Below are 11,141 nucleotides of genomic sequence, written 5' to 3' on the forward strand. Positions count from 1 at the left end.
CTGAAGGCGGACTGGATCGACAGCCCGATCGGCGCGCTGGTCGCGGTCAGCGACCGGTCCAGCCTGCATCTGCTGGAATTCGTCGACCGCAAGGCCTTGCCGGGCGAGCTGAAAAAGCTGCGGGATGCGACGCGCGGCGGCATCGGTATCGGGCGGCTTGCCCCGACGGAACAGATCGAGGCCGAGCTGAAATCCTATTTCGCGGGCGAAGGCGCCCGGTTCGACACGCCGATGACCTATCACGGCAGCCCCTTCACGCGCGAAGTCTGGCTGGAGCTGCGGCGCATTCCGGCGGGCGCGACACGGAGCTACAGCGATCTGGCAAAAGCCATCGGCCGCCCGTCCGCGACCCGGGCTGTTGCCCGTGCCAACGGCGCCAACCAGATTGCCATCGCCATTCCCTGCCACCGGGTGATCGGGGCCGACGGCTCGCTCACCGGGTATGGCGGCGGGATCTGGCGCAAACAGAAACTGATCGAGCTTGAACAGGCCTATGCAAGGCAAGAGGGAGGACAAACACATGTCGCAGGCGGACAAGGCGCAGGCATTCGCGGATCTGCATCGTAAGGGCGATCCTGTCGTTCTTTTCAATATCTGGGATGCGGGCAGCGCCAGGGCGGTGGCCGATGCCGGGGCGAAGGCGCTGGCGACGGGAAGCTGGTCGGTCGCGGGCGCGCAGGGCTATGGCGACGGCGAGGCGCTGCCGCTCGACATGCTGGAGATGATCGTGAAGCGGATCACGGCCACCAGCGATCTGCCGCTCAGCGTCGATTTCGAGGGCGCCTATGCGGCGGGCCCGAGCGGTGTGGGCAGGAACATCGCGCGGATGATCGCGGCCGGTGCTGTCGGGGTGAATTTCGAGGATCAGAAGGTCGGCGGAGAGGGGCTGTATCCGGTGGCGAAACAGGCGGAGCGGATCAGCGCCGCGCGAGCCGCCGCCGAGGAAGCGGGCCTGCCCTTCTTCATCAATGCCCGCACGGACATCTTCCTGAAAGACCGGGAGACAGCCAATCACCCGCGCCTGATCGACGAGGCACTCGCCCGGGCCAAGGCCTATGCCGAGGCGGGGGCCAGCGGCATTTTCATGCCGGGCCTGAAGACCCCGGAACTGATCCGGCGCGCGGCCGAGGAAATCTCCCTGCCGCTCAACATCCTGATTATGCCGGACGTGCCGGCGCCGCAGGAACTTGCGGAACTCGGTGTGGCACGGATCAGCTACGGGCCGGGCCCGTGGCGCGACATGATGGTCTGGGTGACAGAGCAGGCGGCTGGAATTTACCGGGACAGCTAACCCAGCTCCCACCCAGTGGCGGCGGAGAGCTCGATCTTCGAGATACCGGTCAGGGTGACACTGCCCCCGTCGGAGAAGGTTACCGCGGTATTGCCGCCCGTCTCCGTCGCGGAGCTGATTTCGAGGCCGCTATCCAAAATTAGCCGGTCGGTTCCGGCCTGGAAGTCCGCCACGGTGTCGTTGCCGCCGTCGAACGTGAAGACAAATGTATCGACGCCCTCGCCACCGGCGAGGGTGTCGTCGCCCATGTTGCCCATGAGCACATCGTCTCCGCTGTCGCCGGAGAGCAGATCGTTGCCCTGTCCGCCATAGAGCGTATCGTTGCCGAGATTACCGTTCAGGCTGTCGTGACCGGTGTTGCCATAGACGATGTCATCGTTCTGGCCGCCGAACAGCATGTCGTCATTCTCGCCGCCCCAAAGCGTATCGTTGCCTTTGTTGCCGTAGACGACATCATTGTCATTGTTGCCCAGAACCGTGTCTGCGCCCTGTCCGCCATAGAGCGTGTCCATGCCGCCGCCGCCGAAGACGGAATCCGCGCCCTGGTTGCCATAGACGATATCCTCGCCGAAGCCGGAGCCGACGGTGTCGTTGCCGCCGCCGCCGGCCAGGGTGTCGTCCTCGGCGCCGAGGGAGATGAACTGGACCGCATCGTCGCCGACGGCATAGTTCTGGCCGGCGCCGCCAGTCACGGTGGCGTTGCCGATGATGGCGGCGAACTCGATATTGTCGAGCTGCAGGGTCGATCCCGAAGGCAGGCCGGTGGTGTCGATGACAAAGGCCTCGGAGCCGCTTGAACTGCCGGCCGCACCGGTGATCTGGACCGTCTGCGCCGATGTCCCGGTATCCGTGAAGCTGATGGAGCGGACATCCATGGATATGCCTGTGGACCTGGCGAGGAAGGCCTGGCCATGCCCGTCGAGGAAGCTCTGGGCACCGACTGCGGGCTCGGCGGCCTGGATCTGGTTGGTGAGGGTCGTTCCGGCTGTTGAGGAAGCCTCGGCAGTGGCGGTGCCGGAATTGGTCAGGGAGACGCCTGCCGGGAGGGTTGCCGTGACTGTGTTGCCGCTGCCGGTATTCTGCACCAGCGTGCCCGTGGCAGAGCTGCCGGTATTGTTCACCAGCGTCCGGCCGGTCGCCGTGCCGGACAGATCGTCCGTCGTCTGCCCCGTCACCGTCAGGCTGCTGCCCGAGGACGACCCGCCGCTTGAACCAGTGCTGCCACTCCCCGATGCGACCGTTACAAAATTGCCGGAGCTGTCGAGCTTGAGGAGGTAGATATCGTTATCACCTGCGCTGGTCAGGTTTTTGGTGCCGGCACCCGGATCGAAATCCGCAGTTCCGGTGAAATTCCCCGTGACATGGCTGTTACCGCTGCTGTCGATCGTGATGGAGGCGGCTCGATCGAAACCTGTTCCGCCGACATTTTTTGCCCAGACCAGCGCGCCGCTGCTATCGTATTTGGCAATGTAGGCGTCGGTTTCACCGGCGCTGGTCAGGTTCGTGGTGCCGGCACCCGGATCGAAATCCGCCGTTCCGGTGAAAATCCCCGTGACATAGCTGTTGCCACTGCTGTCGACCGTGACTGAAGCGGCTTGATCGGTATCTGTTCCGCCGGCATTTTTCGCCCAGACCAGCGCGCCGGTGCTGTCGTATTTGGCGATGAAGAGATCTGTATCGCCTGCGCTGGTCAGGTTCGTGGTGCCGGCACCCGGATCGAAATCCGCCGTCCCTTCGAAAGTTCCCGCGACATAGCTGTTGCCGTTGCTGTCGACCGCGATCGAAGAGCCGGTATCGGAGCTGGTCCCGCCGACATTTTTCGCCCAGACCATCGCGCCGGTGCTGTCGTATTTGGCGATGAAGACGTCGTTACCGCCGGCACTCGTCAGGTTCGTGGTGCCGGCACCCGGATCGAAATCCGCCGTCCCCTGGAACGTTCCAATGAGATAACTGTTGCCACCGCTGTCGATCTGCATCGATGCAGCGATATCGGAGCTGGTTCCGCCGATGCCTTTCGCCCAGACCAGCGCGCCGCTGCTGTCGTACTTGGCAATGAAGGTGTCGTTACCGCCGGCACTCGTCAGGTTCGTGGTGCCGGCCCCTGGATCGAAATCCGCCGTTCCAGAGAAGTACCCGGTGACATAGCTGTTGCCGCTGCTGTCGACCTGGATGGCATTGCCGATATCGGTGCCTGTTCCGCCGACGCCTTTCGCCCAGACCAGCGCGCCGCTGCTGTCATATTTGGCAATGAAGCTGTCATAAGAGCCGGCGCTGGTCAGGTTCGCGGTGCCGGCGTCCGGATCGAAATCCGCCGTATCCCTGAAAGACCCCGTGACATAGCTGTTGCCGCTGCTGTCGATCTGCAGCGCGACGTTTGAATCATTACTTGTTCCGCCGACGCCTTTCGCCCAGACCAACGCACCGCTGCTGTCATATTTGGCGATGAAGATGTCGTTTGCGCCTGCGCTGGTCAGGTTGGTGGTGCCTGCACCCGGATCAAAGTCCGCCGTTCCCTGAAAAAGTCCCGCGACATAGCTGTTGCCACTGCTGTCGACCTGACCCGATGTAGGGATATCGGAACTGGTTCCGCCCATTCCACTGACAAACTGCATCACAGAAACTCACATTTTTTTGGAAAATTGGCGTCGAAACGCGGAAAGGCCTGACCAGCCACGCGCAAGGCGTGTCAGCGGATATACCGAGGGCGCAATTTCAATGGACGAGCGATCTCTGGCGGAGAGCGACCGTGCCGAAACGCGGGCGGAAGTGAATTTCGCGGTAAGCGGGATCAGCCGGGATGTTGGAATGCGCAATATCTCGATTGGTGAACGTGATCCTTCCGCGAGGCGGAAGCAGAGAATTCATGTTTAAATTCCACGTAATTTACGCATATCCAGGATGAGGGTTTTCCCGGTTTATTTGTGTGAAGTCAATGAATAAACGGAAATAGTTAAGAAAATAAAAACGGGTTTTCCGGGTGGCGTAAGTTTTTTGTGAAATAAATATATTGTGCGATTTAATTTTTGGATAAGGGTGTTTTTCTTAGAAAGAATTTATAGCTTTGGAGTTTTTATTGTGCCGGGAATTTTTGTATAAGGCGGCGGGCTGATTTTATGGTCTGATTACTGGGGAGAATGCATGGCCGAGGGCCGCTTCCCGCAGGGGAAACGGCCTTATCCCGTGCTGCCTCAGCCCAGATAGTTCCGGATTGCCCGCATGAAGACGCCCGAGCCTATGGAGATCAGCTCGTCCGGGAAGACGTAATCCGGATTGTGGACATGTGGGCGGTTCTCACCGGCGCCGAGGAAGAACATCGCGCCCTTTGAGCCCTGCCCGAAGCGGCCGAAATCCTCCGAGCCCCGGAACGGCAGGTCGCCCGGATCATGGGTGACGCCGCGCGCGTCCAGTGCTTCTTCGAGAAGATGCACGGCTTCGGGATGGTTTTCCGTGTGGTCGAACACGTCGTCATAGGAAATCTCAAAGCCGAGCCCGGCTGCTGCGGCGGCCTTGGCGACCAGTGCTTCCGCCTCGGCCACCAGGGCTGCCATTTCCCCGTCCGACTTGGTGCGGAGCGTGGCCATCAGCCGGGCCGCACCGGGGGCGACGCCATAGGCGGGCTCGCCCATGGAGACATGGGTGACGGTCACCATGGAGAAGTGCGCGCCCTTGATGTCGCCGCCGCCAAGCGCCGTCAGATCCGGCATCAGGGTGGCGAGCGCAGCCAGTGGCGAGGTGCCGGTTTCCGGCTGGGAGGCGTGGGCGGTCTTGCCGGTCAGCCGGACTTCCATGCCGCGTGAGGCGCAGGTGACGATACCCGGTGCCAGCGTTGCATGGCCGATAGGAATGCCTGGCATGTTGTGCAGGGAGATCGACATGTCCGGCCGGATCTCGTCATAGCGCGGATCGGCGATCACCGCCGCCGATCCTGCGCCGGTTTCTTCCGCTGGCTGGAACATCAGCACCACACGGCCCTTCGCCGGCCGTTCCCGTTCCAGCCCGTAGGCCAGCGCGGCCAGCGTGGTCGTGTGCCCGTCATGGCCGCAGAGATGCGCCTTGCCCTCGATTTCCGAGCTGTAATCGAGGCCGGACAGCTCCTTGATCGGCAGGGCATCAAGCTCGGAGCGGACAAGCAATGTCGGCCCCGGCGCCGCGCCTTCATAGACCGCCGCGACCCCGTGCCCGCCGAGACCTGTCAGCACCTTGTCCGGCGAACGCGCGCCGACGAACGCGGCGACCTGCCGGGCGGTCCATTCCTCCTCGCCGGAAAGCTCCGGGTGGCGATGCAGGTCGTGCCGGAAGGCGACGAGGGTTTCTTCTTCTTCCGGCGTCAGGAAATGGTCGAAATTGCGCATGGTACCCGGTCTGTCCGCTTACTTGTATTCGATCTCGATGAAGGCCATCGGCGCATCGCCGCCATTGACCACATTATGCTCGACCCCGGCATCGCGCCGGTAGGCGGCACCGGCGGCCATGTCGACCCGGCGCGGGCCGGTGGGCTCTTCCAGCAGGAACTGGCAGTTGGTCATCGGCACGACAACATAGCCCATGCCGTGGACATGCTGGCCGGTCTCGGCGCCGGGGGCGAAATCCCAGCGGGTGATGCGGACGACATCGTCGTCGAGCAGGATGGTCGGTACGGCTTGAGGGCGGGCCTCGGTCATCGGATATCTCCGGTTGGAACAGAATCAGGCGGAATAGAGAAAGGGGAACCAGTCTTCCCGAAGCACTTGCCCCGGCTTCATGTCATGGCCGGGATAGGGCGGGGAGGTTGGACCGGGGCGCTCCACATAGCGGGCATCGTCCCCGACAAGGCGAAGCGAGAAAGCCCGCCGCCGGTTGCCGGTCTCGTTGCCGCGCGCGCCATGCAGATTGCGGAAATGGAAGGCGACGGCGTCGCCCGGCTCCAGCGGCCATTCGAGGATCGGCATGCCTTCGGCGTCGGGGTCCGGGATCGGCATGTAATCGTCATCGCCGGGATAGAAATTGGTGTCGGAGAGCCAGCGCGTCGGCAGCACTTCCTTCTCCCAGCGGTGCGATCCGGCGACACAGCGCAGCGAGGCCTCCGTCACCGGATCGACCGGCGCCCAGAAGCTGACATTCTGCATGCCATCGACGAAATAATACGGGCTGTCCTGATGCCAGGGCGTCGGCTTGGAGGTGCCCGGCTCCTTCACCAGCACATGCTCGTGGAACATCTGCGTGCGCTTCGAGTTCATCAGGCCTGCGGCCACTTCGGCGGCGGGGGAATTCCTGATCACGTCGGCGAATTCGGGGATACGCTCCCAGTTGCAGTAATCCTCGAAGAAGCGACCGCCCTCTCCGGGTTTCAGATTATCTCCGGCAAAGCTGCCCGGCTCGGCCAGATTACGCTCGATACCGGCGGCGATCTGGTCGACATGGTCTTTGAACAGGCCCTTGATCAGGACCGCGCCGTCGCGCCAATAGGCGTCAACCAGGCCCTGGGTGAGAAGTGGATGCAGCATGGGGTCGCTCCGGAAGGCAGGACCCGAAGGCTAACCCTGCCGCCACCGGCTCGGCAATGACCTAATATGCGGAGTGCATTGCAGCCGGGTCTCCGCAGGGTTAGCCTTCGGCAAAGTCAAAGGGCCGGACCGGTCAAAATTCAGGAGGAACAGGGGCATGAGCGGGAATCCGTTCGAGGAAAATCTGGACCGGAACGCGGCGAACTATGTGCCGATGACACCGATTTCGTTCCTGGCCAGAACCGCCGCTGTCTTCCCGACCCGGACTTCCGTGATCGACGGTGACCGTCGCTTTACCTGGGCCGAGACACGGGAGCGCTGCCACCGTCTGGCCTCCGCATTGACGCGGCGCGGGGTTGGCAAGGGCAGCACGGTCGCCGTGATGGCGCCGAATATCACCGCCGCCTTCGAAGCCAGCCTTGCCGTGCCGATGACCGGTGGCGTGCTGAACGCCATGAATGTCCGGCTCGACGCACCGACCATCGCTTTCATCCTCGAGCATGGCGAAGCCAGCGTGCTGCTGACCGATACCGAGTTCGCACCGGTGATCCGGGAGGCGCTGAAAGACGTGACGCGGGACATTCTCGTCATCGATGTCGAGGATCCGGCGGCAAGCTCCGGCGAGCGTCTTGGCGAGATGGAATATGAAGCGTTTCTGGCGACGGGCGATCCGGATTTCGCCGCCGTGCCGCCGGGTGACGAATGGGACGCCATCGCGCTGAACTACACCTCCGGCACGACGGGCAATCCGAAGGGCGTGGTTTATCACCATCGCGGGGCCTATCTGAACGCGCTGGGCAACGCGCTGGTCTGGGGCATGGCGCATCATCCGATCTATCTCTGGACCCTGCCGATGTTCCATTGCAACGGCTGGTGCTTCCCCTGGACGATCACCATGCTGGGCGGCACCCATGTCTGTCTGCGCCGGACCGCTGCCAGGGACATCAACGATGCCATCGCCGACCACGGCGTGACCCACCTCTGCGGCGCGCCGATCATCATGTCGATGCTGCTGAACGCGCCGGAGGAGGAGAGCCGGGAGTGGGATCATCAGGTGCAGATGATGACCGCCGCCTCCGCCCCGCCCGCCTCCGTGATCGAGGGCATGGAGGCAAAGGGTATCCAGATCACCCATGTCTATGGCCTGACAGAAGTCTATGGCCCGTCGGTGGTCTGCGAATGGCATGAGGAATGGAACGGGTTGCCGATGGAGGAACAGGCCCGACTGAAGTCACGGCAGGGCGTGCGCTATCCGGTGCAGGAAGGGCTGATGGTGGCCGCGGCGGAAACGCTGGAGCCGGTGCCCCGGGACGGAGCGACCATGGGCGAGGTCTTCATGCGCGGCAATATCGTCATGAAAGGCTATCTGAAGAACCCGGCGGCGACCGACGAGGCCTTCAGGGGCGGCTGGTTCCATACCGGCGATCTCGGGGTCTGGCACGAGGATGGCTATGTCGAGCTGAAGGACCGCTCGAAAGATATCATCATCTCCGGCGGGGAGAACATTTCGACAATCGAGGTGGAAGGCGTGCTGTACGGTCATCCGGCGGTGCTTGATGCCGCCGTGGTGGCGCGGCCGGACGAGAAATGGGGCGAGACGCCCTGTGCCTTCGTCACCCTGAAGAAGGGCGCCAAGGCGACAGAGGCCGAGCTGATTGCTTTCTGCCGGGAGAACATGGCGCATTACAAGGCGCCGAAAACGGTGGTGTTCGGCGAATTGCCGAAGACCTCTACCGGCAAGATCCAGAAATTCGTGCTGCGGGATCAGGCGAAGGCGCTCTGATCCATTCGCGGGATTATGGAGCCTAGAGCAGCGACTCGATAAACACGCCTTTGACGCTGTCCTTGAACCGGGTCGATACGTTCTTCTGCACCTGCGCCTTGAAGGCGAGAACGTCGGACGAGGTTGGCCGGCCCTTCTCGAACAGCTTCAGGCAGAGCGGGTAGACGATCCCGTAAAGTTGCGTCTTTGAGGCTTCGAGCTCGGTTTTCTTGGCCGTGTCGATCGCCTGCAGGGCGACTCTCAGGCGATGCTCCGTCAGGCGTCCGTCGATGTAGAGCGAAATGGTGAACGGGCCAAGCGGCAGCACGTCCGGGCCGATTGCGTGCCGGTAGGAGATGTCGCGGTTGAATTCCTTGTCCTTCTTGCGCTGGGCCTTGTCCTGCTGCTGACGCTCTGCCTCGACCTTTGCGTTGGCCTTGTCGCCGTCGCTGGCGGCAAGCGCGTGGGAGCCGTGACCCAGGGCGAGTATCAGGGCCAGAGCGGCAAGTGGCGGCAGGCGTCTCGGCATCGGATTCTCCTCAGCGGACAGTCAGGGGAGGGGCCGATGCAGCGATACGGCCGCCCCCGGTGTTGTTCAGGACGGATTCAATAATCCCACTATACCGAATAAAAGTTAACAGCGCGTCTAGACGGCTCACGGATTCGCCGATTTCGCCTTCTTCAAGTGCGGTCATGAAGGCATCCAGATCCTGACGCGCTTCCGGGTAGGCGACCATCGCGGTACGGCTTTCCGGGGCAATCCCGGCCGCATCCCGGGCAAGCCCTTCAGCTTCCGCATAGCCGCCAAGCACATCGACAAGACCAATGCGCTTTGCGTCCAGGCCGCTCCACACCCGTCCGCGTGCGGCGGCGTCGATCTCCGCCGGACCAAGCCGGCGGGCGGCGGCGACCTTGGTCGTGAAATCCTCGTAGATCGTGTCTAGCACCGCGTCGAGCCGGGCGCTTTCGGCGGCGCTGAAAGGCTTCGTCATGCTGAACATGTCGGCATTGCGGCCGGCGCTTACGCTGTCTGTCCGGATGCCATACTCGGCAAGAAGCCCGGCCAGGTTCAGCTTGCCGCTGACGACACCGATGGAGCCGGTGATGGTATTCGGGTGGGCGACGACATGATCGGCGGCAAGCGCGACGAAATATCCGCCCGATGCAGCCATGTCGCTCATGGAAACGATCACGGGCAGGCCGCCGGCCCGGGCCGCCGACAGGGCGTGCAGAATGGTGTCCGACGCCACGTAGCTGCCGCCGGGACTGCTGACTCGAAGGATGATCGCCTTGACCCGCTTGTCTTCCCTGGCATCTTTCACGGCATCGACGATCGTCTGCGCCGCGGCCTCACGGTCACGCGCGAACAGCGACGAGCGGCCGCGCACGATGGGGCCGTCGACCGCGATCACCGCGATCCGCGCCGGATCTTCCCCGTCGAATCCGAAATCCGCATCGTTCCGGTACCGGGCCAGCGGGACCAGCATGGCGCCGTCGGCCCGTGCCCTGGCCGCGTCGATTGCCTCGTCACGATAAAGCATCTGGTCGATCAGCCCGTTGCTCTTCGCCTCGCCGGCGGTCAGCGGCGCGGTATCGATGAGGCCGTTGACCGAAGACGGAGAAAGCCGCCGTGCGGTGGCGATATCGGCGGCAATCCCGGCATAGAGGGAATCGACAAGGCGCCGGTAGTTCTGACGGATCGGCGGCGGGAACGCCGCGCTGGTCATGGACGCGGTGGCGCCCTTGTATTCATGGCGGGTGCGGAAGTCGGCTTCGATGCCAAGCTTTTCCAGAGCTTCGCCGAAGAACGGCGCCGTGAGGCTGATGCCACGGATATCGAGCAGGCCCGAAGGCTGCAGGGCAATGGATTCCGCACCGGTCGCGAGATGATAGGCGGAGATCCCGCCATTGCCTTCCAGGCTGTCCGCATAGGCCTGCACGAAGCGGCCACTGGCCCGGAAGCGGGAGATTGCCGCGCGCAGCTCCTGGGCTTCGGCCGGGCGAACCTGGGCGGCGGAAAGATCAAGGAACAGGCCCTGGACACGCTCGTCCTCGCTGGCCGCCTTCAGGGTATTGACCAGTTCCAGCAGCGAGGGGGCGCCGCCACCGATTACTTCGGCGAAGGGAAATGCGCTTTGTGTCTCGCGCAGCTCGGGCTTCAGGGTGAGGGAGAGCACCATATGGTCGGGCAGGGGCTCGGTCTGCCACTGCTTCGCGACATAGCGCAGGCCGAAAACGGAGCCGCCGATCAGAACCAGGAACAGGATCCCGAAGGTGATCAGGAGCCCTTTCAGAAATTTCAGCATCGCGGCCACACCCCTCCATTGTCCCCTATACATATAGGCGCCCTGCTAGAGCAAAACGATGGCGTTACCAAGGCAGGGGGACCAAGGCAGGGGACCAAGGCGGGGAAGACTGCTGATTCTCAGCTTCCGCATTGCGCGGCATGGCGCATCAGATGATCCGCCAGAACGCAGGCCATCATGGCCTCGCCGACCGGCACCGCGCGGATGCCGACGCAGGGGTCATGCCGGCCCTTGGTCACGACATCGACCTCGTTGCCGTCCTTGTCGACGGACTGGCGCGGGGTCAGGATGGAGCTGGT

General features: G+C 63.2%; 10 protein-coding genes. 3 read left to right on the forward strand and 7 right to left on the reverse strand.

Annotated elements, in window-relative coordinates:
* Positions 1–567: methylated-DNA--[protein]-cysteine S-methyltransferase (locus tag AAC126_RS19630; RefSeq protein WP_339856604.1), on the forward strand; the 567-nt coding region annotated here is incomplete at its 5' end.
* Positions 521–1,291, forward strand: coding sequence for an isocitrate lyase/phosphoenolpyruvate mutase family protein (locus AAC126_RS19635; protein ID WP_339856607.1), 771 nt, complete (start codon positions 521–523; stop codon positions 1,289–1,291). The genes AAC126_RS19630 and AAC126_RS19635, both read left to right, overlap by 47 nt.
* Here the strand turns inward: AAC126_RS19635 and AAC126_RS19640 are convergent.
* The 4 genes from AAC126_RS19640 to AAC126_RS19655 all read right to left on the reverse strand — a co-directional run bounded on the left by AAC126_RS19640 (position 1,288) and on the right by AAC126_RS19655 (position 6,774).
* Positions 1,288–3,903 (reverse strand): SBBP repeat-containing protein, encoded by a 2,616-nt coding sequence (locus AAC126_RS19640; protein ID WP_339856609.1) that lies wholly within the window; start codon positions 3,901–3,903, stop codon positions 1,288–1,290. The genes AAC126_RS19635 and AAC126_RS19640 overlap by 4 nt on opposite strands.
* A gap of 576 nt (positions 3,904–4,479) precedes the next feature.
* Positions 4,480–5,643 (reverse strand): amidohydrolase, encoded by a 1,164-nt coding sequence (locus tag AAC126_RS19645; RefSeq protein ID WP_339856612.1) that lies wholly within the window; start codon positions 5,641–5,643, stop codon positions 4,480–4,482.
* Between the two features lie 18 nt (positions 5,644–5,661).
* Positions 5,662–5,952, reverse strand: coding sequence for a cupin domain-containing protein (locus tag AAC126_RS19650; protein WP_339856614.1), 291 nt, complete (start codon positions 5,950–5,952; stop codon positions 5,662–5,664).
* 24 nt (positions 5,953–5,976) lie between these two features.
* Positions 5,977–6,774, reverse strand: a complete 798-nt coding sequence (locus AAC126_RS19655) for a phytanoyl-CoA dioxygenase family protein (protein WP_339856616.1) — start codon at positions 6,772–6,774, stop codon at positions 5,977–5,979.
* A gap of 157 nt (positions 6,775–6,931) precedes the next feature.
* Here AAC126_RS19655 and AAC126_RS19660 point away from each other — a divergent pair, with 157 nt between their 5' ends.
* A complete protein-coding gene (locus tag AAC126_RS19660; RefSeq protein ID WP_339856618.1) occupies positions 6,932–8,557 on the forward strand; it encodes an acyl-CoA synthetase in 1,626 nt (541 codons plus the stop codon).
* Between the two features lie 22 nt (positions 8,558–8,579).
* Here the strand turns inward: AAC126_RS19660 and AAC126_RS19665 are convergent, their stop codons facing one another.
* The 3 genes from AAC126_RS19665 to AAC126_RS19675 all read right to left on the reverse strand — a co-directional run.
* Entirely contained in the window at positions 8,580–9,065 is a 486-nt protein-coding gene (locus AAC126_RS19665; RefSeq protein WP_339856620.1) for a hypothetical protein, read from the reverse strand.
* 10 nt (positions 9,066–9,075) lie between these two features.
* The gene (gene sppA, locus AAC126_RS19670) at positions 9,076–10,842 is read right to left on the reverse strand and encodes a signal peptide peptidase SppA (RefSeq protein ID WP_339856622.1); all 1,767 of its coding nucleotides are present in this window, start codon (positions 10,840–10,842) and stop codon (positions 9,076–9,078) included.
* A 119-nt stretch (positions 10,843–10,961) separates the two neighbouring features.
* The coding region (locus AAC126_RS19675; RefSeq protein WP_339856624.1) for a chorismate synthase at positions 10,962–11,141 on the reverse strand (180 nt) is incomplete at its 5' end.

Origin of the sequence: uncultured Nisaea sp. (genome assembly GCF_963974195.1) — a bacterium.
Classification (GTDB): domain Bacteria; phylum Pseudomonadota; class Alphaproteobacteria; order Thalassobaculales; family Thalassobaculaceae; genus Nisaea.

Bases quoted from the DNA above. Each gene is read 5' to 3' on its own strand.
- sppA (WP_339856622.1), bottom strand. From the start codon at position 10,842: ATGCTGAAATTTCTGAAAGGGCTCCTGATCACCTTCGGGATCCTGTTC.
- AAC126_RS19640 (WP_339856609.1), bottom strand. From the start codon at position 3,903: ATGCAGTTTGTCAGTGGAATGGGCGGAACCAGTTCCGATATCCCTACA.
- AAC126_RS19665 (WP_339856620.1), bottom strand. From the start codon at position 9,065: ATGCCGAGACGCCTGCCGCCACTTGCCGCTCTGGCCCTGATACTCGCC.
- AAC126_RS19650 (WP_339856614.1), bottom strand. From the start codon at position 5,952: ATGACCGAGGCCCGCCCTCAAGCCGTACCGACCATCCTGCTCGACGAC.
- AAC126_RS19645 (WP_339856612.1), bottom strand. From the start codon at position 5,643: ATGCGCAATTTCGACCATTTCCTGACGCCGGAAGAAGAAGAAACCCTC.
- AAC126_RS19655 (WP_339856616.1), bottom strand. From the start codon at position 6,774: ATGCTGCATCCACTTCTCACCCAGGGCCTGGTTGACGCCTATTGGCGC.
- AAC126_RS19635 (WP_339856607.1), top strand. From the start codon at position 521: ATGTCGCAGGCGGACAAGGCGCAGGCATTCGCGGATCTGCATCGTAAG.
- AAC126_RS19660 (WP_339856618.1), top strand. From the start codon at position 6,932: ATGAGCGGGAATCCGTTCGAGGAAAATCTGGACCGGAACGCGGCGAAC.